Source organism: Erythrobacter sp. YT30, assembly GCF_001542875.1.
GTDB lineage: Bacteria > Pseudomonadota > Alphaproteobacteria > Sphingomonadales > Sphingomonadaceae > Erythrobacter.
Genome location: NZ_LMAF01000001.1, coordinates 199,530 through 220,405, shown reverse-complemented (window position 1 = coordinate 220,405; position 20,876 = coordinate 199,530). Strand labels below are relative to the sequence as shown.

The following is a 20,876-nucleotide window of genomic DNA, read 5'->3' as shown; positions in this document are numbered from 1 at the left end:
CCATTTAAACCATCCATCGTCTGCTGGATTACTTCGAAAAAGCAGGCACGGGTAAAGAAGACCAATACCAGGAGACTACAAATGAAATTCTTCAACAAAATGCTTCGTGACGAGCAGGGCGCAACCGCTATCGAATACGGTCTGATCGCTGCACTTATCGCTGTTGCTGCTATCACTGCAATGAGCAGCCTCGGTGACACCCTCGGCAACACTTTCAACCAAGTGTCTGACGAAATGGAAGGCTCGTAAGCCAACCTTAAGCTCTCACGAGCTTGTTAAAAAGAGCGGCGGAGGGAAACCTCCGCCGCTTTTTTGTTGTCTTCCGTTTGCTTGAAGTGATCGCCGAACCGATCGACCAAACCGCGATCAGCGCGCGCGCACCACCAGCTTTACTTTCTGGCCTGCAACCAGCGTGTCATTCGGCCCGAGCGCATTCAGCACACGAAACCTTTCAATCTGACCGTCCGTGAACGCCATACGCCGGGCAAGTCCGCTCACGGTGTCGCCGCGCTGGACGGTAACCACGTCAATTTCTCTCGCCACGACCGAATTGGCCTCTGCCTGAGTGATTCGGCGCATGGATTGGAACATCGGATTGAACGTCCCAGCCCTTCCAGCAGGCGTAATCGCTGCAAAATGATACGCGCGGTCGTTCGAAAATTCGTAGGCGAACACCACCAGATCAACCTGGTTCTGCCCATTGTTGACCCGCGCCGTGCCGAAGGCTGCATTCAAACCATTAACGCGCGTGCGTTCGATGCTGGCTGGCGAAAGATTCGCGTTTTCGCCGCTTAAAGCGCTGAATTGCTGGCGAATATAGCTGTCCAGATCACCAGCATAGGGGGCCAAAGTGAGCTGCGCCTTGCCGCTCTGGCCATTGATGCTCACCGCCCGCGTCCCATTCACCATGTAAAAACCCTGCGGCGCGGTGAAGCTTAAGCGAAGAACTGGGTGGATGAATTGATTGCCCTCGATAATCCCTTGCTCGGGATCGTCGCCGTAAAGCATCCCATCGATCCGGGTTAGGAAAGTGTCGCGATTGCTTACGGTCCCCGGCAGGCCCTGCGCCTTGCCCAGCGCCCCGCGAACCCGGCTTGCTGGATCAGGGTGGGTTGATGCCCATTCGGGCACAGTCGCATTCCCGCGCCCCTGGAGCTGGGCATCCAGTGAATTCTGCGCTGCAAGGCTGGCTAGTACCGTGCCCATTGCCCGCGGATCATAGCCCGCCTTTGTCAGATACTGGATGCCCAGATCATCAGCCTCCAACTCCTGACTGCGCGAAAAGCGCAATGTCAAAAGCTGTGATCCTTGCAGAAATCCGCGCGACACGGTGTCAGCCAATCCCGTATCACCAAGCAGGATGGACGAACCAATCGCACCCAGAACGCCGAGAATGGAATTGCGCTGCGCCCTTTGCTGGCGGCGCTGCGAATGGCGGGCAGCAACATGGCCAACTTCGTGACCGAGAACAGCAGCAAGTTCCGCCTCATTGTTCATAAGGCCGACCAATTGCCGTGTGGTGTAGATGTAGCCGCCCGGTACAGCAAAGGCGTTGTTCACCGGAGAATTGAGAAGGCTGACCGTGAAGCTTTCGCGCGCATTGCCAAGCCCTGATTGGACTGCAATATTCTTGCCCACCTGCTCAACATAGGCCGCCTGCGGCCCGGTCATCGCACCGCCAAATTCGTTGAGCAATTGCGGGTGATATTCCGCGCCTTGCTTCGCTTCGGACTGGGTGATCGGGGTAGATGCCGAGGGAATTGAACCGCCGCCCATGCATCCGGAAAAGGCGAGCACTGCCAGAGCAGCACCGGAAAAACGCGCTGCCGATTTCTTTGAAAACTGGACCTTGGCCATACAATCTCTCCTGCTCCGGCAATCGCTTTTGCCTGCTTCCCACCTTTAAAGCCTATCGGCATCCAAGGCCCAAGGGCAAGCTCGGTAAAGTGAGTTAACCTTCGGTGCGGGGCGCAATACCGCCGGTAATGCTGCTTCTGGCAGGCTAACCACCTAGCTGGAGAAATCGTTCCTCACGCATCCGGATAAGCTTGTTACTCGGCATTTCGGCAAGCGTGTTGAGTTCTTCAGTGAGCGCTTTCCCAAGATTGCTAGCTGCACCAGCAACATCGCGGTGTGCGCCGCCAGCGGGCTCTTTCACGATCCGATCAATCACGTTCAAGCGTTTGAGATGCTGCGCGGTCACTTTCATTGCCTGCGCTGCATCGGCGGCCTTTTCGGCAGTGCGCCATAGGATTGACGCGCAGCCTTCGGGCGAAATCACTGAGTAGACTGCATGTTCAAACATCAGAACGCGTTCCGCACTGGCGAGTGCCACAGCGCCGCCCGAACCGCCCTCGCCCACAATCACCGCGACCATCGGAACGGGCAAAGCGAGACAGGCTTCGGTGGAACGAGCAATCGCTTCGGCCTGGCCGCGCTCTTCCGCCTCGATCCCAGGAAAGGCGCCTGAGGTATCAACCAGCGTGACTACTGGGAGGCCAAACCGCCCGGCAAGCTCCATCAATCGAATGGCTTTGCGATACCCTTCCGGTTTTCCCATGCCAAAATTGTGCGCAATGCGGCTTTGCGTGTCGTGGCCTTTCTCATGGCCGATCAACATAACGCGCCGGTCATTCAGCTTCGCAAACCCGCCCATGATCGCGAGATCATCGCCGAACAGCCGATCACCGCCAAGCGGCATGAAATCGGTAAAGATGTGCTTCACGTAGTCACGAAAATGCGGGCGCTGGGGGTGCCGGGCAACTTGCGTTTTTTGCCAAGGCGTCAACGATGCATAAGTGCTGGACAGCAATTCCGCGCTTTTGTTTTCGAGCCGCGCTATTTCTGCGGCAACGTCCACGCCTTCCTTAGCGTCGACATCGCGCAGTTCAGCAATGCGTTGTTCGAGGCTTTCGACGGGCTTCTCGAAATCGAGATATGTAATCATGGATGGCTCGCTAATCGGATGCGCCGCGCCTTGCAAGCGGATGCCGCTCATTCACCAATGCGACCAGACGCGCAGCATCGACGTGAGTGTATATCTGGGTTGTGGCGATGTCGGCATGCCCAAGCAGCGTTTGTAAAACGCGCAAATCCGCCCCGCCTTCCAACAAATGGGTCGCAAAAGCATGGCGAAGAACATGCGGGCTAACACCGGCGGGATCGATCCCAGCGCGCGCAGCCAGGTCTTTGAGCATCTGGAAGAGCCGAACACGAGTGAGATGCCCAGCTTTCCCGCGCGATGGAAACAAGAAGCCAGAAGCGGGCTCGGATGGTCGGACGCTGAGCCATTGATCAAGCGCTTCGCGAGCGCGCTCGCTAACCGGCACCATGCGTGCCTGGCCGCCCTTACCCATTACCGTCAGCAGGGGCGCATCGCGCGGAACCGCAGAAAGTGGCAAAGAGACGAGTTCACTTGCTCTAAGGCCGGATCCATAGAGCAATTCAATAAGAGCAAGTTGCCTTATGGCTGTGGGCTTACCTGATGCCGCTTCTTCCTCGGCCCGCTCAAACAAGGCATCCACATGATTATGCGAAAGAATTTTGGGCAAAGGACGCCGCGCCTGTGGCTGGGGCAAGGCACCGGAGGGATCATCATCCCGCCAGCCTTCGTCCACAGCAAATCCGAAAAACTGGCGCAGCGCTGACGCTTTGCGAGCGACGCTTGACGGCGCAAGGTCGGACCAAATTCCTGCAAGCTTTGCGATGTTTGCCCGCGACGCCGCGGCGAGATCGCCAATCGCTTCTTCCGCGCCTTCCAGATCGCGCCGATATGCCGCCAGCGTGTTCGCAGCGGCCCCTCTTTCCGCGGCAAGCATATCGAGAAAGGCCGATGCAGCAGGCGACACGGCGCGCGCGGACCTACCTAGAGACTATCCACGTGCGACCGCTTCGGCAGCGATCATGCGCGCTTCTGCGTTCAGCCCAGAACGATCGAGCGCGCGGACAACGTGGTAGAGGTGCAGCGGCGTCATCTGGCTCCAGTCCGAACCTTGCATGCCCAGCCCTGCCAAAAGCGACACCAAGGCGGGATTATTCACATCGGCAGCACGCGAAATCATGCGCGTCCACTTGCTTGTACGGTTGAAGTCCACGTCGAAATCATTCGAAAAATTCTGCAAGTCTTGCGATCCGATGCGCCCCAGACCCGCAAGGCCTGCGATCAGAAACTTCGACTTGCGCGATCCTTCGCTGTAATCATTGTCGGCAAAAGCCTCGATTGCTTCAGCGCCCGCGCGGCCCGCATCAGCGCGAGCTAGCGCGAGTTGCGCCCAGGCGGAGGTTCCCTCGGTAACTACATTGCTCCAGGTCGCAGCATCGCGGTCCAACCCGGCCGTAAGCATCGAGGCTATCAGCCGATCGGCTTGATCGGAAATGGAGCTCGATGGTGCAATTCGCGCCGCAGCATAGGCTGTCATCACGGCGCCGGCATAATCATACCCATCGCCCTCGCCCCACAATGCGCGCATGGCGCCAAGCCGGGCCGCTTGATTACCGCCGATATAGGCTTGCCGCAAAAGATCAGCGCGCTGAGCAGCATCGCCTGTTGCCGACGACTGCGTGTAAACCGAACTGAAAAGATCAACCATCGCGCGTGATGACAAGACGCCCTGCTCTGCCGCTCGGTCGGTAAACTGGACCCTTCGCACAACCGGCACCATCGGGCTGTTGGCCGCAGCATTGGCGTAATATCTGCCGTTGTCGCCCGCGAGCGCGTCTTCAACCAAGCCTTCGGGCATTTCTTCGCCCACCGCATTCGCGAGAGCAAAACGCCACGGCGTCAGAGTTTCGACAGGCTCCCAATCAATCTCGGCAGCGCGGCGTCCCCTTCCGGCAGCTCCCGCATATCGAAGTGCTAGGATCAGATCGACTTCGGGCGCGACGTCTTCTGTCAGCGCATTATCAAGATTGGCATTCGCCCGCGCGGTTTCGCCGCCATAGGCTTGGCAAATCGCTTCAAGCATCAGCCATTGAGTGTCTTCCGAAGCCTTTGATGGCTGCCCACGCACGCCTGGACATGCGCCCACCAAATCGGATGTCGCGATATATGATCGAAGCGCTTCGCTAGTGAGGTCACCGTCCCAGTTGCCAGTATCGATGTCCTGCACCAGCGCACGGGCGGCGGCAAATTCGCCCATCTCATTCAGCACGCGCGCCCTAAGGGTGGCAAATTCGATGGCTTCCATCCCCTCAGGGGCTTTCAACCGGCTCGCAAGAGCGCGGCGAACCAAGATGTGCCCCCATCGCGAAACCAGCGGGCCTTTCGTCCCAGCCAGGGCTGCACGCACCAAGCTCGCCGGTTGGTTAGCGAGGGATTCGGTTGGCATGCCGCCTTCTTGCGGGGCGATGACCCCAACTTGTGACAGTGTGCGGCGGGCAGCAAGCGGAATGTCGAACTTGGGCGTCAGACCCAAGAGATCATCCAATTCATCGGTTGAAAGATTCTCCAGCTCTTCGAGCGACGGAACCCGGCTCAACTGGTCCTGCGAAATCGAGGGTATTTCAGGAGCATCCCCGCTCGCCGGTCCGGGCACGGATACCGATGGAGACGCACCGGGGCTCGCCGGGGTCGTGCCAACCGAAGGCGGCGCGCTGGTCGGCGCAGCAGTCGGCCTAGGGGCTGGAGTTGGTGTAGGAGTTGGGTCATCAAAACCCGGCGGCAAAATCGATTCCGGTGCTTGCTGTGCGGTTGCATTACCGGTCAGCGTGGCGCCACCAAGCGCACCAATTACCGCAAAGCCAGCAATCGAAGCCAGCCACACACGCTTTGATCCCCGATCAGTGGTCATGTCGCATCCACACCCGTCTGCGGCACGGATACTTCCTGAATAATCGGGTGCAATGGCTCCTCACCGCCATCGATATACGCCGCGATCAGAACGCCTACAATCAGCAGCGCGACATAAAACGGAATGCGCCGACGCAGCCCGGACTTGCCGGATTGTTCAGAGATCGGCAGCGGAATGATACGATCGTGTTTCAATTTCGTCCGGAAACCATAGTCGTTTGAAATGTTGCTTGCGCTCTAACCCATCTATAGGCCCTGTCGCAATGACCCACGAGGTAACTTTAGACGATGGCGAAATCGCGCGGATCGCTGGTCGCATAGACCGGCCGATTGTGCTGGTCGGCCTTATGGGTGTCGGCAAATCAACCGTCGGCAGGCGTTTGGCAAACATACTCAACCGCGAGTTTGTCGATGCTGATGATGCAATCGAGGAAGCGGCCCAACGCTCCATCCCTGAGATATTCGAGGAGTTCGGCGAAGACTACTTTCGCGACGGTGAGCGCAGAGTGATCGCACGTCTTATCGAAGAAGGCAGCGGCGTGATCGCGACAGGCGGCGGTGCATTTGTCGATACGGAAACGCGCGCACTGATCCTTGAAAAGGCGATTGCCGTCTGGATCGATTGCGACATTGAAATCCTTGTCGAACGGACGTCAAGGAGGGACACACGGCCTTTGCTGAAGAACGGCGATCCGCGCGAAATACTCACCAATCTGTTTGAAGCGCGCGAGCCGTTTTACAAGCAGGCCCAAGTTCGTGTTGTAAGCAAGAACGGGCTGCATGCCGACACCGCGCACGCAATTATTGAGGCGATTGACGAATGGATGTGATCCGCGTGGAATTGGCCGGGCGCGGCTATGATGTGACGATTGAGGAAGGCTGCGTCCTGCAAGATTTCAGCGCCAATGCGCGCGAGTTTCTGGCGTCGTACAAGGGCCGCAAAGTGCCATTCGTTGCCGACACCACCACACATAGTCTATTTCATGAGACAATTGATGCCAGCCTCCAAACAAATGGTCTTATCGCCGACTGGTTCATCGTCGAGCCCGGTGAAGGCGCGAAAAGCTGGGGCATTCTTGAAAAGCTCACCGATTGGCTTCTCGCCCAAGGCGTCACCCGATCGGACCACGTCTTCGCGCTTGGCGGCGGCGTCGTGGGCGACCTCACTGGATTTGCCTGCGCCATCACCAAGCGCGGGTGCGGCTTCGTTCAGATCCCGACCACTCTGCTTGCCCAGGTAGATTCTTCTGTCGGAGGTAAAACGGCGATCAACACAGGTGCGGGCAAGAACCTCATCGGAGCGTTTCATCAGCCCTCAGCTGTCCTCATTGATCCGCTTGTCCTGAACACCCTTCCGACCCGCGAAATGCAGGCGGGTTATGCAGAAGTTTTGAAGTATGGTCTGCTGGGAGATGCCGAGTTCTTCAATTGGCTCGAGGAAAACGGCCCCCACGTTCTCGCGCGCGAAACTGGGCCTCTGCGCCATGCCATCGCAACCAGTATCAAGGCGAAGGCGCGCATTGTGGCAGAAGACGAACGCGAGACATCAGGCGTGCGTGCTTTGCTCAATCTAGGGCACACTTTCGGCCATGCTCTCGAAGCTGAAACAGGGTTTTCAGCCGACTTGTTGCACGGAGAAGCCGTCGCGCTCGGCATGGTGTTGGCCGCGAGATATTCCGCGCGTCGAGGTGAATTGTCCGAGGCAGATGCGGCGAGGACGGCCAAAGCAATTGATGCGGCGGGTATGCGCAGCGAGATCGCACAGCTTGGACTTTCGTGCGACGGCGAGCGCCTTGTCGATCACATGCGGCATGACAAGAAGATGGAGACCGGCACCCTTCCCTTTCTACTGATGAAAGGCATCGGAGAGGCCTATCTAGCGCGCGATGTTGCGCTTGATGAAGTAGCTGCCTTTATGGACGAGCAACTCGCGTGACCCAATTCATCGATCTGTCCATCCCGATCACGAATGATGTGATTTCCGATCCCGAAGTGATGCGGCCCAAGATCACCTACATGACGCACGAGGATACCTGGGAACAGATCGCGATGTTCTTTCCAGGCCTTGAAAAAAAGGACTTGCCTGATGGCGAGGGCTGGGCAGTCGAAATGCTCGAATTATCAACGCATAATGGCACGCATATGGATGCGCCGTGGCATTATCATTCAACCACGGAAAGCGGCACTGTTGCTGCGCCCAGCATCGATGAAGCGCCGCTAGATCGCTTCTTTCGCCCCGGCGTGAAGCTTGATTTTTCGCATTTGCCGCATGGACATGTGGTTTCCGCCGCTGAACTTGAGGAGGCTTTTGCGAGTATCCAATACGAGTTGGAGCCACTCGATATCGTGCTGATCCAATCAGGCGCAGTCTATGGCACAGACAGTTTCACTGATCAGGGAGTGGGCTTGGGCGCAGAGGCCACGTTATGGCTAACCGAGCGCGGCGTCGAAGTCGTCGGCACAGACGCGTGGAGCTGGGACGCGCCCTTTAGCCACACTGCGCGGCGCTGGGCCGAAACTCGCGATCCTTCAATAATCTGGGAAGGCCACAAGGCAGGCCGCGTCAGGCCCTATTACCAGATCGAGAAGCTAACGAACCTCGCCTCGCTTCCGCCGCACGGATTTATGTTCAGCTGTTTCCCCGTGAAGATTGAGCGAGCAAGCGCAGGGTGGATCAGAGCTGTGGCAATTGTGGGGGACTAGTCGTCGCGCGCTTCATACTTTCCTACACGCCTGCATTTTTGCAGGTCCGTAGCCGGTCTTTGAAAGTGTAAGTCTCTGCCATATCTGCTGCAGCTACATTTTTTCAGCTGGACGCGCTTTTCGGGTCAAAATTGCCCAAAAAGGCTCTCAGCCCCCTGTCCGTCACCCTCGCAAATTTCACAATAAGTTATTGTATATATGCACTTTTAATCAAGATTGCTTGGGTGACACAGTGTAGCCTTTGTCACCTACGTTTAGGTCTGTGACCGGAATGTTCGGGGTCCGCGCGCGTTATTCCAGTTCCAGAATAACCGCATCCACAGCAAGGCTCTCGCCCTCTTCGGCATTGATTTTCGCAATCGTGCCTTCTTTTTCAGCGCGCAGGATGTTTTCCATCTTCATCGCTTCAACCGTCGCAAGCGGTTGGCCCGGTTGCACATCCTCGCCCTCGCCCACATGCAGTTTCACCAGCATTCCCGGCATCGGGCAGATGAGCATCTTTGAAAGGTCTGGCGGCACTTTTTCGATCATGTGCTCGGTTAGTGGAGAAAGATCGGCCGGCAAAACGAGGGCTTCATGCGATGCGCCCTGCGTTGTCATCCGCCAGCGCACACCGATCCGTTCGACTTGCACAGCCATGTCTTTTTCGCCGGTGACGTTGGCCAGTGACTCGCCAACGCGCCAATCCCAAGTGCCGCGCAGAGTGTGGCCATCAACATTCGCGCCGCCTTCTTCAAGCAGCACATCAAACTTGCGGCCAGCAAGCGAAACCATCCAGCGCGAGGGAGGATTCTCGAGGCCATTCAACTGGCCCGATATCTTGCGGGAGCGAACCTGATGATCGAACTCAGCTCCCGCAAACAGGGCCGCCATCAGCCGCAAATGCGCATCATCGGCAGGCGCCCCAGTGAAACCATCGGGATATTCCTCGGCGATAAATCCCGTTGTCAGCTCACCAGACCGGAACCGTTCGTGCTGCATGATTGCAGAGAGGAAATCGACATTGTGCCCCAGCCCCTTGATCTGGAAGCGGTCGAGCGCCTCGATCTGCAAATCGGCTGCTTCCTCACGTGTCGGTGCCCACGTGATAAGCTTGGCGATCATTGGGTCGTAAAACATCGAGACTTCGCCGCCTTCAAATACGCCATCGTCAACCCGGATGCTGCCCGGGCCATGAGCAGTCCCCCGGCGCGCCTTGCCGCCAACCATCTCGTCTTCCGACCAGCCCGGAATGGGCGGCTGATAGCGAATAAGACGGCCCGTTGACGGAAGGAAGCCGCGATAAGGGTCCTCTGCATAGACGCGGTTTTCGATGGACCAGCCATCAATACCGATATCGTCCTGCGTAAGGCTCAATTCCTCGCCCGCGGCGACCCGGATCATCTGCTCCACTAGATCAACGCCGGTGATTGCTTCGGTGACGGGGTGTTCCACCTGAAGCCGCGTATTCATTTCGAGGAAGTAGAAACTCTCACCCGTTGGGTCCGCCCCGCTGACGATCAATTCCACCGTGCCTGCCGAATGGTAGCCCACTGCACGAGAGAGAGCGACGCATTGCTCACCCATCGCCTTGCGCATTTTCTCAGTGACAAACGGCGAAGGCGCTTCCTCGACAACCTTTTGGTGGCGCCGCTGGATCGAGCATTCGCGCTCATTCAAATAGAGGATATTGCCGTGCTTATCGCCGAGGATCTGGATTTCGATATGGCGCGGGTTTTCAATAAACTTCTCGATAAAGACGCGGTCATCGCCGAATGAATTGAGCCCCTCGCGCTTGGTCGCTTCAAACCCCTCGCGCACGTCCTTCTCGCTGTAAGCAAGGCGCATGCCTTTGCCCCCGCCGCCGGCAGAGGCCTTCATTATCACCGGATAGCCAATGCCATCCGAAATCTCGACAGCATGATCGGTGTCGCGAATTTCGCCGACAAAACCAGGCACGACATTTACGCCTGCTTCCTTGGCGAGTTTCTTCGATTCAATCTTGTCGCCCATTGCAGCGATGGCATTGGCCGGCGGACCGATAAAAGCGATGCTTTCAGCTTCCAAAGCTTCAACAAAGCTCGCGCGCTCCGAAAGAAAACCATAGCCTGGATGCACCGCCTCGGCGCCCGTTTTCTTGCAGGCTGCAATGATCTTTTCCGGCAGCAAATAACTCTCTGCCGCGGGCGCAGGGCCAATATGCACCGCCTCATCCGCCATGCGCACAAATGGCGCGTTACGATCAGCATCGGAATAAACCGCAACCGTCGCGATCCCCATTTTGCGAGCGGTCTGGATCACACGGCAAGCAATTTCACCGCGATTGGCAATCAGGATTTTTGAGAACAAGCTGTGGGCCTTTCGAAACTCTGATATTTGCAGATGCCTATGCCGCCTATGAACCAAGCGGGCAAGCTATCGGAAATGCGTGTGATCAGGCGGGGCCATCTGCGAGATTTTTGAGCTGCTCCGTCCGCGCCTCGGTGAGAGCAGTCTTGCATGTTGAAACGAGCAACGGCTCAAGACTACCGCCGCGGGCCGTGTAACCATCCACCCGGCAATGCGCGTCGCGAAATGCAATCCAGGCACGCTGCGCTTCGAGGAGGCTTGCGAAATAGCCAGGGCGCTCATCCCAATCGGAGTTCCAGCTTTCGTCTCGCTCTTTCATGGTTGCACTTGTCAGCTTCCACTGCGCGTTGAGCTTTTCATCAGCCAAGAGATAATCGCGATGCGCGCAGATGTTCATTTCTTGCTGAATGCCTCGATCAGCCGCCTCCTGATTGCACTCAGGATTGTACGTCTCTGCCGAAGGCGCCATCAGCAGCAATATTAATTCAGCAATCACCAACCCCTCCAATCATAGTTCTGCGAAGGCTGCTGAAAGGTCAGCCTTGATATCGTCAATATGCTCAATACCGACAGAAATGCGAACCACGTCAGGTCCCGCGCCTGCTGCTTCCAATTCCTCAGCAGAGAGCTGACTGTGCGTTGTCGACGCCGGGTGAATGATGAGCGAACGCGTGTCACCGATATTTGCAAGGTGGCTGAAAAGCTTGACGCTGGAAACAAGTTTGACGCCGGCATCGTATCCGCCTTTCAGGCCAAAGGTGAACACCGCCCCGCCCTTTCCGCCGAGGTATTTCTGAGCGTGCGCGTGATAGGGATTATCCGGCAGACCAGCATAACTCACCCAGGCAACTTGCGGCTGCTGAGTCAGCCACTCGGCGAGCGCCTGCGCATTTTCGCAATGGCGTTCCATGCGGAGATGAAGCGTTTCCATGCCTGTCAGCGCCAAAAACGCATTCATCGGCGCCATTGCCGGTCCCAAATCGCGCATACCAAGAACGCGGCAGCCGATTATAAATGCGATTGGGCCGATCGGTTCAAGCGCGTCAACCAGTACCGCGCCATGGTACGAACCATTGGGCTTAGTAAGCGAAGGGTATTTATCTTCGTGCGCCTTCCAATCGAATTTGCCGCTATCGACCAGCACCCCGCCGATTGCGTTCCCGTGGCCATTCAAGAACTTTGTGGTCGAATGCACCACAATATCTGCGCCATGCTCAATCGGGCGGGAAAGAGCGGGCGAGGCCATGGTGTTGTCCACTATCAGCGGGACGCCACCTTCATGAGCAATCTCAGCAATCGCTTCGATATCGCTCACTACACCGCCCGGATTGGCCAGGCTTTCGATGAATACGACGCGCGTCTTGTCATCCATCGCAGCGCGCACTTCGTCGAGATTATCGGTATCGACAAAGCGAGCTTCCCATCCAAATTTCTTGATCGCTTCGCCGAGTTGATTGAGCGATCCGCCATACAGCTTCTTCGCCGCCACGATGTTACAGCCCGGCTCCATCAGAGTGTGGAAAGCCAGCATTTGCGCTGCATGGCCAGATGCACACCCCAAAGCGCCCACGCCGCCTTCAAGCGCGGCTACCTTTTTCTCCAACGCATCATTGGTGGGGTTCATGATGCGCGAGTAAATATTGCCAAATTCGGCGAGCGAGAACAGGTTTGCCGCATGTTCTGCACTGTCGAACACGTATGAGCTTGTCTGATAGATCGGCGTGATCCGCGCATTGGTCGTGGGGTCAGGTGCGCAACCGGCATGAACTGCCAAGGTCTCGGGACGAGTATCTGCGGGAAGATCGGTCATGGCGTGGTCCTCTGATGGTATTGCAGCAAAGCATCGGCATAATACGTAGCGCCGCGGCGGTCACCCTCCCCGCTCACAAGATTTCGGAGCGCATCGGCAAGCCGGGACCGGTTGTCCGCGGTAAGAGCAGCGAAAGGCTCGACATAAATCCCGATGGTGAAAAGGATTGCCCCGGTTTCGGGAAGGCGTCGCAACGTCTGACGCTCCGACCTGACAAAAAGGCAATCGCCTGCGTTTTTAGGTGTTATGTGTTCAAATTGCTTTTGCGGGTCGCCTCCTGCAATCCAACGCTTTGCCCGCGTGGGCGCGATAAACCAATTGCATCGTCCATAGATCACGCCCGATTTGAGCGTTGCCATAAACCGATCAACACCAGTCGCGAGTTGCTCTTCATAGCCTTGTATGGGCGCATGAAGCGCGCGCAACGGCAGTCCAACCTTGTGTTTCGGGTGCCAGTCAGAAGGCCAAGCAACTGCTGCTCCAATCAGGCGATAGACGTCTTCACCAGGCCTTCTTGTTAGAAGGCACATGTCTTCATGCGCATTGAGCGCAGCTTCAGGCAATCCGCCCGCCACATCCAGCATACCAGCCAATTCACGCCCTGGTTCTTCGCTTGCAGACGTAATTTGGATGCCTTCTGGCCAATTGGCAAACGCCTCGCGCCGTGCAGCAAGATCAGGCGCGGGCTGAAGCCATTCTGGTTCGGTCAGTCTGACAAGACCCATCTTCAATTGCCCTCCCCCGCGCGTTTTTGGGAGCAGGGAATTGACCGAGAAGCCGAGTGTCAAGGCAACGCCACAGGCGGCTTGCGCGCGAGATAAACACCTGCCGCCATAAGCAGAATGCCAATAATCCGGCGCACCGTAATTTCGGATTTGATCGCGCCCCACAGGCCGTAATGGTCAATCACTGCCGCCGCGACCAACTGGCCGAGCAACACGAAGAACACCGCGTTTCCAATTCCCATTTTCGGCCCCGCCCATGTGATCGAAAGGATGTAGAATAGAAAAAATGCACCGCCCGCATAGAGGACGGGATCTTCGAACGTGAAGCTGGCAGCAGCGGGCGCGCCGCCCGTCATGAGCATAATGATCCCCGCCAGCCCGGCCGCGACACCCATCAAGACGAGGCATGCTGCACCAGGGCTCTCCAATTGCATGCCGAGCCCGCTGTTCAGAGCCGCCATGATGGGGATCCCGACACCGGTGAGAAACATCAGGAAAGCGAGCGCTGCAAAAGTGTCTGTCGAGAGGTTCATCGTCCGAAAGCCCAACGGGCGAAGACGAGTAAGCCTAATCCAAGAAACAAGACTGGCGAAGCATTCATGATCGCTTCCAAAAGTCCTGATGGAGGCGCACGGTTCGCTTCATCTACTTCCGACTGCCCAATGGATGGATAAAGCTGGATCAATACAAAAATCGCATGCGTGGCGAGCACAATCAGGCCCAAGCATCCAGTCAAAAACCCAATTAAGCGAGTTAGGCTTAACTGGTTCCTTTCGGAATACCTCACTCAGCCGCCTCATCCATAACGCTATCCAATGGCGGCATGTTATGTCCAAGCAGCGTCAAAATGTCCGCTGCGCATTCAACTACATTCGAACCCGGCCCATAAATGCCCTGCACGCCCGCCTCACGCAGGAAGTCGTAATCCTGCGGCGGGATCACGCCTCCTGCGGTTACCTTGATATCCGGACGCCCCGCTTCTTTCAGCAGGCGGATCAATTCAGGGATCAGCGTCTTGTGCCCAGCCGCAAGTGATGACGCACCAACAATGTCGACATCATTCTCAAGCGCCATTGCGCAGGCTTCATCGGGCGTCTGAAAAAGCGGACCTGAAACCACTTCAAAACCCATATCAGCGAAGGCACTCGCAATCACATTAGCGCCTCGATCATGACCATCCTGCCCCATTTTCGCGACCATAATGCGTGGTTTGCGGCCCAAGCGGCGCTCAACGGCATCAACGCCGTCCGTGACCTGCGCCCAGCGCTGATCGAACTCGTAGGCGGACTTGTAAACGCCCGAAACAGGCTTTGGCGTGGCATCATGGCGGCCAAAGACTTCTTCCATGGCCGACGATATCTCGCCCAAAGTCGCATCGTGACGCGCAGCTTCGACTGCCAGTTCGAGAACGTTTCCGCCATCCCGGCAGCCTGCTGTCAGCGCATCAAGCGCCGCGCGGCAGGCTGCCTCATCACGTTCCTCGCGCACCTTGGCGATCCGCTTGATCTGGCCCTGACGCACTGCCGCGTTGTCGATGTCGAGCGTTTCGATCTGGTCTTCTTCGGCAAGCTTGTATTTGTTGACGCCGACTATCACCGTCTCGCCCTTGTCGATCCCAGTCTGCTTTTCCGCTGCCGCGCGTTCAATTGCCGCTTTGGGGGCGCCAGTATCGACGTAAGCTGTCATGCCGCCCGTCTCATCGACCTCCGCTATCAGCTTTTCAGCTTCTTCGACCAACGTCGCTGTTAGCGTCTCGATGTAGTGCGAGCCACCAAGCGGATCGACGACTTGCGTGATCCCGCTCTCTTCCTGCAGGACAAGCTGCGTGTTGCGCGCAATCCGCGCGGAGAAATCGGTCGGGAGCGCGATGGCTTCGTCCAGAGCATTGGTGTGGAGACTCTGCGTCCCACCAAGCGTCGCCGCCAGCGCCTCGATCGTCGTGCGGATCACATTGTTGTAGGGGTCTTGCTCTTGCAGGCTCACACCGGATGTTTGGCAGTGCGTGCGAAGCATCTTGGAGCGCTCTTTCTGCGCGCCCAGACCATCCATGGTGCGATACCAGAGCGTGCGCGCGGCACGCAGTTTGGCAATCTCCATGAAGAAATTCATGCCAATGCCGAAAAAAAACGATAGCCGGCCGGCAAACGCATCGATATCGAGCCCAGCATGCATCGCGCGGGTCACATACTCCTTGCCGTCTGCTATGGTGAAAGCGAGCTCTTGCACCGCTGTAGCCCCTGCTTCGTGCATGTGGTAGCCGGAGATCGAAATGCTGTTGAATTTCGGCATATTGGCCGAGGTGTAGGCGATGATGTCCGAGATAATCCGCATGCTTGGCTCGGGCGGATAGATGTAAGTGTTGCGGACCATGAACTCTTTGAGAATATCGTTCTGGATGGTCCCAGAAAGCTTCTCCGCTGACACACCCTGACGTTCACCAGCGACGATAAAGAACGCCATCACCGGGATCACCGCGCCGTTCATGGTCATCGATACGCTCATCGTATCAAGCGGGATCTGGTCGAACAGGATTTCCATATCGGCCACGGTATCGATTGCGACGCCCGCCTTGCCGACATCGCCAGTTACGCGCGGGTGATCGCTGTCATAGCCGCGGTGTGTGGCAAGATCGAATGCGACCGATAGCCCCTTTTGCCCCGCCGCCAGATTGCGACGATAAAATGCGTTCGATTCTTCCGCGGTAGAAAAGCCCGCATATTGCCGGATCGTCCACGGGCGTCCTGCATACATGCTGGCCTTCACCCCGCGCGTGAACGGCGCAAAACCGGGAAGACCCGCATCCCAATCCGCATGATCCTGCGCAGTATAGAGCGGCTTGACCGTGAAGCCTTCGGGCGTTTCGGTCGTCAGATCACGGCCCTTCGCTTCCTTGTCGGCGAGAGCTTTCCAGTCGGCGGGTGTCGGTTTTTCAGTCATAGGACAGCCACTAGCACAAAGACGGCAGGACGAAAGTTGTCCGGACCTATTTTCCTTTAAATTCGGCCTTGCGCTTTTGCAGGAAAGCCATCCCACCTTCCATCGCATCGGCGCTCGCACCGGCAAGGCGCTGGCCTTCGGCTTCAGTGACGAACACTTCCTGCACACTGCCATCAAGCGCGGTGTTGAGCTGTTTCTTCATGGTCTTTAGTGCGAGTGTCGGGCCATTGGCGAGCTTTTCACCCAGTGCGCGCGCCTCATCCATCAGGCTCTCAGCTTCGACAGCCTTGTAGATGAGCCCCCAATCCTCAGCCTGTTCAGCCCCGATCTTTTCACCCAGCATCATCATCCGCGTGGCGCGAGCGCGGCCGATTGCACGGGCGAGCAGCCAAGTCGATCCGCCGTCGGGCACCAGCCCGATATTGACGAAGGCCTGGAGAAAATAGGCATTCTTCGAAGCGATGGTAAAATCGGCAGCAAGAGCCAGCGAGCAACCCACACCCGCAGCCGGACCATTCACAGCGCAAATGACTGGTACTTCTGCGCGCAAAACCTGACTAATTGCTGGATTGTAGTGGTTCTGTAGAGCCTTGTGGCTGCCGCCTTTACTGGTTAGCGCCGATGCCTCGCCACGCGCAGCCAGATCCGCACCAGAGCAAAAGCCCTTCCCCTCGCCGGTGATAAGAACAGCGCGCGCATCACCCAGATCGTAGAATGCCTCGCCCAGCTCGTCTGCCATTTGCGGCGGCATGGCGTTAAGCCGGTCTGGCCTGTTCAAGGTGATGACTTTGAGCGGGCCTTCGGCCTCGACGCGGATGGTTTCGTAGGTCAATGAAGCTCTCCCAAGGGTTTCATTCGGCAACTGTTCTGCCCTTACGCTCGCGTCAACACAAGTCCGCTACGGCGCCCTTGGTCAAGAGAGCGTGGAACGGATCAGTGCGCGCCGGATTTGGGCGTTTCCATGATCTCGGTAAGCATGCCCTGCATATCTTTGGGATGGACGAAAAAGATAGGTGTGCCATGTGCGCCGATTACGGTTGGGCCAAGAATGCGCTTGCCCTTCCCTTCGAACCACGCGCGCGCTTCCTCGATGTCCTCAACCTCGAAACAGACATGATGCTGCCCGCCGAGCGGATTCTTCGCGAGAAAAGCGGTGATGGCGGTTTCGCCGGGAGTGAGCTCTTCGATGAGCTCGATCTGTGTGCCATCCATTCCAGAATGCGTAGGCGTATCGACAAAGACGACCTTAAGGCCCCGGTCTTCGAGGATGATCTCATCCGAGATCGAAGTTGCACCCATTGTGTCGCGGTAGTGAACGATGGAGTCTGCGATGGAGGGGGTTGCGACCCCGACGTGGTTCAGGCGGCCTAGTTTCATTGCTTTATCCTTGGGACAATTGCATTCAGTTCTTTTCTCAATTCCACTACCAGATCTCGCGAAATAGCTTGGTGCTGAGTGACAAGACTAATTGTCATCGCTTTAATCGCGTTTGCCCCTAGATCGCCGTCATTCATCATCTTCCTCATCTGATTGGTGGTCTCTATCCCTTGCTCTCGGACAGCGTTTTCAAAACGCACAACTGCGCCTTGACAGGTCGGGAAGTACACAGTGGTGATAGCGCGTATCTTTCCGAGATCAGGAACTGGTTGGACCTCAGACTCCTCAGATCCCACTCGCTGCATGGTACTAATCATTGAACTATGTGATCCGATCGTTAGCCGATCTAACTCATCAAATAGTTCCTGCGCCTTATCTCTCAACAACTGTTCGTCAGCACGGCGAGCTTTCCATTGCTCATGCTTTCGTTGAAATAGCGGCCCGATAACCGCCCCACCAAGGGTTCCAAGAACACCGACTATTGCGACAATGACAAGTGCGACTTCGTTACCCATCACAATGGAATGTTGTCATGCTTCTTCCAAGGGTTTTCCAGCTGCTTCGTGCGCAGCTTCCTTAAACCCAATGCAATCCGCTTCCGCGTTGAGTGTGGGTAGATCACTTCGTCGATGTAGCCGCGCTGCGCTGCCACGAACGGGTTGGCGAAGCGGTCTTCGTATTCCTTCGTTTTCTCCGCGATCTTGTCCGGATCATCGCGGTCCTGGCGGAAGATGATCTCCACCGCACCCTTAGCGCCCATAACCGCGATTTCGGCAGTGGGCCAGGCGTAGTTTAAATCGCCCCGCAAGTGCTTGCTCGCCATCACATCATACGCGCCGCCATAGGCCTTGCGGGTGATGACGGTGATCTTGGGCACGGTCGCCTCAGCATAGGCGAAAAGCAGTTTGGCGCCGTGTTTGATGATCCCGCCCAATTCCTGCGCGGTTCCGGGAAGGAAGCCGGGGACATCGACAAAAGTGACAATAGGGATTTCAAACGCATCGCAAAAACGAACAAAACGCGCGGCCTTTTTCGATGAGTTGATATCGAGTACGCCCGCCAGCACCATTGGCTGGTTCGCGACAACTCCCACAGTGCGCCCCTCCACTCGGCCAAATCCGCAGATGATGTTTGCAGCGTGTCCCGGCTGGATTTCGAAAAATTCGCCCTCATCCAGTGTCTTAGAAATCACCTCATGCATATCATAAGGCTGGTTTGCATTGTCCGGGATCAGCGTGTCGAGCGAATGTTCCAGCCTATCCCACGGATCATTTGTGGGAAGCTCTGGCGGCTCCTCGCGATTGGATAGTGGCAAGTAATTGAAGAACTCGCGCGTTGCGAGAAGCGTTTCGATGTCGTTCTCAAACGCGCAATCAGCAACGCTCGTTTTGGTCGAATGGGTGATCGCTCCGCCCAATTCTTCTTGTGTCACGACTTCATTGGTGACGGTTTTCACCACATCCGGCCCGGTCACGAACATGTAGGAGCTGTCTTTCACCATGAAGATGAAGTCTGTCATAGCGGGCGAATAAACCGCACCGCCCGCGCATGGCCCCATGATAAGGCTGATCTGGGGCACAACGCCTGACGCCAGCACGTTCTTTTGGAACACCTCAGCATAGCCGCCAAGCGATGCGACGCCTTCCTGAATACGCGCGCCGCCTGAATCGTTTAGCCCGATAACAGGCGCACCCACTTTCATCGCAGTGTCCATCACCTTGCAGATTTTCTCCGCATGGCGTTTTGACAGCGATCCGCCGAACACGGTGAAGTCTTGGCTGAAGACATAGACCAACCGCCCGTTGATCGTGCCCGATCCAGTGACGACGCCGTCGCCGGGGATTTTCTGATCTTCCATCCCGAAATCGATGCAATCGTGCTCAACGTAAGTGTCGAGTTCTTCAAAGCTGCCTTCATCCAGCAGCACATCCAAACGCTCACGCGCAGTGAGCTTTCCCTTGGCGTGCTGCGCAGCAATACGCTTTTCCCCGCCGCCCATCTTGGAGGCTTCGCGGCGGCGTTCCATTTCAGCAATGTTGGCGGACAAATGGTTTCCCCTGATGGCAATTTCGAAATCGAGCTTTGCGATGCCGCAGTGTTGCAAAGGCGTCAATCACACAAGTGTGAGGTTGCCTGATCAGAACTTCACGATCCCATGTTCGACCAAAGATCGCGCGGTCGCTTCAACCGATTCAGCCGCTGGAATGTAATCGAACCCCAGCGTGGACGAGGCGTGCTCTCCCGACACATCGCGTGTTCGCCCCAGTTCGGTTTTTACCTGCTTTAGATCGGCGGAGAACGGAGCGAGCAATGTCACCATGATGCTTGGCAGGCCGCGCTTGGGCACTTTGCCTGCATAGGCGGGCACCCGGTCGCGCAGGATATGAGCGATATCGCGCATCCAAAGGAATTTGTCCGACACAGCGAAGCGTCCGTTTTTTACCGTCTCATGGGGAGCATCAAGCGCGAGCCTGTGCGCCTTTGCAACGTCGCGAACATCGACAATGCCAAATCCAACATCAGGGATCGCCGGGATCTCACCCGTCATCAACTTTTCAACCAGCGCAATGGATGTCGATAGATCATCGTTCACGACAGGTCCCAGCACCGCCACCGGGTTCACAGAGCAGAAAGCCATATCAGGCGCGTTATCCTTCACCCACTCGCGCGATTCCCTTTCCGCGACGGTTTTGGAGCGGTGATATGGCGGGACAGATGGGTTTTCGAGCACAGTCCAATCAGCTTCGGTGAAGTGACCTTTCCCAGGCGGATGGCCATACGCGATTGCTGCGGCGGAGCTGGTAAGAACAAAGCGTTGGACGCCTGCCTCATGGGCGAAACGCAGTGCTCTTAAAGCACCTTCACGTGCGGGGATGACTAGCTCGTCCGGGTGTTTTGGAACTGTCAGGGGAAAAGGGGATGCAACATGCGCAACACCGTCGCACCCGCTGCATGCCTCTGCCCAACCAGTATCTGCCTCGAGGTCTGCTTCAAAGACTTTCAAACGCTCGCCCGCATCCGGCCAACGGGCGCGAAGCCTTGGTTCGCCTTTGGCTTTATTGCGCACGGTCGTGTGAACAGTCTTGCCAGCTTCCAGCAGCTGATCGATTAATTCACCGCCGATGTAGCCGGTGCCACCCGTCACCAAGATAGTTTGCCCCATGATCGCTCTCCCTTTTTTATTCAGCCTATTGGGATGAGTGGCAGG

20 protein-coding genes are annotated in these 20,876 nt (G+C 56.9%); 4 read left to right on the top strand and 16 right to left on the bottom strand.

What is annotated here, in order from left to right; genetic code table 11:
* Positions 1 to 81: 81 nt before the first annotated feature.
* The gene (locus AUC45_RS01025) at positions 82 to 249 is read left to right on the top strand and encodes a Flp family type IVb pilin (protein WP_067596963.1); all 168 of its coding nucleotides are present in this window, start codon (positions 82 to 84) and stop codon (positions 247 to 249) included.
* Between the two features lie 117 nt (positions 250 to 366).
* Here AUC45_RS01025 and AUC45_RS01020 read toward each other — a convergent pair whose 3' ends face one another.
* From AUC45_RS01020 to AUC45_RS01000, 5 genes are all read right to left on the bottom strand, one after another.
* The gene (locus tag AUC45_RS01020) at positions 367 to 1,857 is read right to left on the bottom strand and encodes a M48 family metalloprotease (protein WP_067596961.1); all 1,491 of its coding nucleotides are present in this window, start codon (positions 1,855 to 1,857) and stop codon (positions 367 to 369) included.
* Positions 1,858 to 2,002: 145 nt separating this feature from the next.
* Complete coding sequence (locus AUC45_RS01015; RefSeq protein ID WP_067598847.1) at positions 2,003 to 2,947, bottom strand: acetyl-CoA carboxylase carboxyltransferase subunit alpha; 945 nt, start codon at positions 2,945 to 2,947, stop codon at positions 2,003 to 2,005.
* A 10-nt stretch (positions 2,948 to 2,957) separates the two neighbouring features.
* Entirely contained in the window at positions 2,958 to 3,848 is an 891-nt protein-coding gene (locus AUC45_RS01010; RefSeq protein ID WP_082700901.1) for a tyrosine recombinase, read from the bottom strand.
* 24 nt (positions 3,849 to 3,872) lie between these two features.
* The gene (locus AUC45_RS01005; RefSeq protein WP_067596957.1) at positions 3,873 to 5,789 is read right to left on the bottom strand and encodes a hypothetical protein; all 1,917 of its coding nucleotides are present in this window, start codon (positions 5,787 to 5,789) and stop codon (positions 3,873 to 3,875) included.
* Positions 5,786 to 5,983, bottom strand: a complete 198-nt coding sequence (locus AUC45_RS01000; protein ID WP_067596955.1) for a hypothetical protein — start codon at positions 5,981 to 5,983, stop codon at positions 5,786 to 5,788. Before AUC45_RS01000 ends, AUC45_RS01005 begins: the two co-directional genes overlap by 4 nt.
* Before the next feature lie 68 nt (positions 5,984 to 6,051).
* Here AUC45_RS01000 and AUC45_RS00995 point away from each other — a divergent pair, with 68 nt between their 5' ends.
* From AUC45_RS00995 to AUC45_RS00985, 3 genes are read left to right on the top strand one after another with little or no spacing between them, the layout of a single operon-like run.
* Positions 6,052 to 6,618 carry a shikimate kinase gene (locus AUC45_RS00995; RefSeq protein ID WP_067596953.1) on the top strand — a complete coding sequence of 189 codons (567 nt, stop codon included), beginning with the start codon at positions 6,052 to 6,054 and terminating at the stop codon, positions 6,616 to 6,618.
* Positions 6,609 to 7,724 carry a 3-dehydroquinate synthase gene (gene aroB / locus AUC45_RS00990; protein ID WP_067596951.1) on the top strand — a complete coding sequence of 372 codons (1,116 nt, stop codon included), beginning with the start codon at positions 6,609 to 6,611 and terminating at the stop codon, positions 7,722 to 7,724. Before AUC45_RS00995 ends, aroB begins: the two co-directional genes overlap by 10 nt.
* Positions 7,721 to 8,491: a cyclase family protein gene (locus tag AUC45_RS00985; protein WP_067596949.1), complete on the top strand. Its 771-nt coding sequence runs from the start codon at positions 7,721 to 7,723 to the stop codon at positions 8,489 to 8,491. The genes aroB and AUC45_RS00985 overlap by 4 nt, the downstream gene beginning before the upstream one ends.
* 291 nt (positions 8,492 to 8,782) lie before the next feature.
* Here the strand turns inward: AUC45_RS00985 and AUC45_RS00980 are convergent, their stop codons facing one another.
* The 11 genes from AUC45_RS00980 to AUC45_RS00925 form a co-directional block, all read right to left on the bottom strand.
* Positions 8,783 to 10,819, bottom strand: a complete 2,037-nt coding sequence (locus AUC45_RS00980; protein WP_067596946.1) for an acetyl/propionyl/methylcrotonyl-CoA carboxylase subunit alpha — start codon at positions 10,817 to 10,819, stop codon at positions 8,783 to 8,785.
* An 85-nt stretch (positions 10,820 to 10,904) separates the two neighbouring features.
* A complete protein-coding gene (locus AUC45_RS00975) occupies positions 10,905 to 11,315 on the bottom strand; it encodes a lysozyme inhibitor LprI family protein (RefSeq protein WP_233998488.1) in 411 nt (136 codons plus the stop codon).
* Positions 11,316 to 11,327: 12 nt separating this feature from the next.
* Positions 11,328 to 12,629, bottom strand: a complete 1,302-nt coding sequence (locus AUC45_RS00970; protein ID WP_067596945.1) for an O-acetylhomoserine aminocarboxypropyltransferase — start codon at positions 12,627 to 12,629, stop codon at positions 11,328 to 11,330.
* Positions 12,626 to 13,354, bottom strand: coding sequence for a DUF3445 domain-containing protein (locus AUC45_RS00965; RefSeq protein ID WP_369815208.1), 729 nt, complete (start codon positions 13,352 to 13,354; stop codon positions 12,626 to 12,628). The genes AUC45_RS00970 and AUC45_RS00965 overlap by 4 nt, the downstream gene beginning before the upstream one ends.
* A 59-nt stretch (positions 13,355 to 13,413) precedes the next feature.
* Complete coding sequence (locus AUC45_RS00960) at positions 13,414 to 13,887, bottom strand: DMT family transporter (RefSeq protein ID WP_233998487.1); 474 nt, start codon at positions 13,885 to 13,887, stop codon at positions 13,414 to 13,416.
* A gap of 250 nt (positions 13,888 to 14,137) precedes the next feature.
* Positions 14,138 to 16,291, bottom strand: a complete 2,154-nt coding sequence (scpA, locus tag AUC45_RS00950; RefSeq protein WP_067596941.1) for a methylmalonyl-CoA mutase — start codon at positions 16,289 to 16,291, stop codon at positions 14,138 to 14,140.
* A gap of 46 nt (positions 16,292 to 16,337) precedes the next feature.
* Positions 16,338 to 17,123 carry an enoyl-CoA hydratase-related protein gene (locus tag AUC45_RS00945; RefSeq protein ID WP_067596940.1) on the bottom strand — a complete coding sequence of 262 codons (786 nt, stop codon included), beginning with the start codon at positions 17,121 to 17,123 and terminating at the stop codon, positions 16,338 to 16,340.
* 101 nt (positions 17,124 to 17,224) lie between these two features.
* On the bottom strand, positions 17,225 to 17,668 hold the full coding sequence (locus AUC45_RS00940; RefSeq protein WP_067596939.1) for a VOC family protein: 444 nt from the start codon (positions 17,666 to 17,668) through the stop codon (positions 17,225 to 17,227).
* Positions 17,665 to 18,183, bottom strand: coding sequence for a hypothetical protein (locus AUC45_RS00935; RefSeq protein WP_067596938.1), 519 nt, complete (start codon positions 18,181 to 18,183; stop codon positions 17,665 to 17,667). The genes AUC45_RS00940 and AUC45_RS00935 overlap by 4 nt, the downstream gene beginning before the upstream one ends.
* Positions 18,183 to 19,715, bottom strand: a complete 1,533-nt coding sequence (locus AUC45_RS00930) for an acyl-CoA carboxylase subunit beta (RefSeq protein ID WP_067596937.1) — start codon at positions 19,713 to 19,715, stop codon at positions 18,183 to 18,185. Before AUC45_RS00930 ends, AUC45_RS00935 begins: the two co-directional genes overlap by 1 nt.
* Positions 19,716 to 19,805: 90 nt before the next feature.
* On the bottom strand, positions 19,806 to 20,831 hold the full coding sequence (locus tag AUC45_RS00925) for an NAD-dependent epimerase/dehydratase family protein (protein ID WP_067596936.1): 1,026 nt from the start codon (positions 20,829 to 20,831) through the stop codon (positions 19,806 to 19,808).
* Between the last annotated feature and the right edge of the window lie 45 nt (positions 20,832 to 20,876).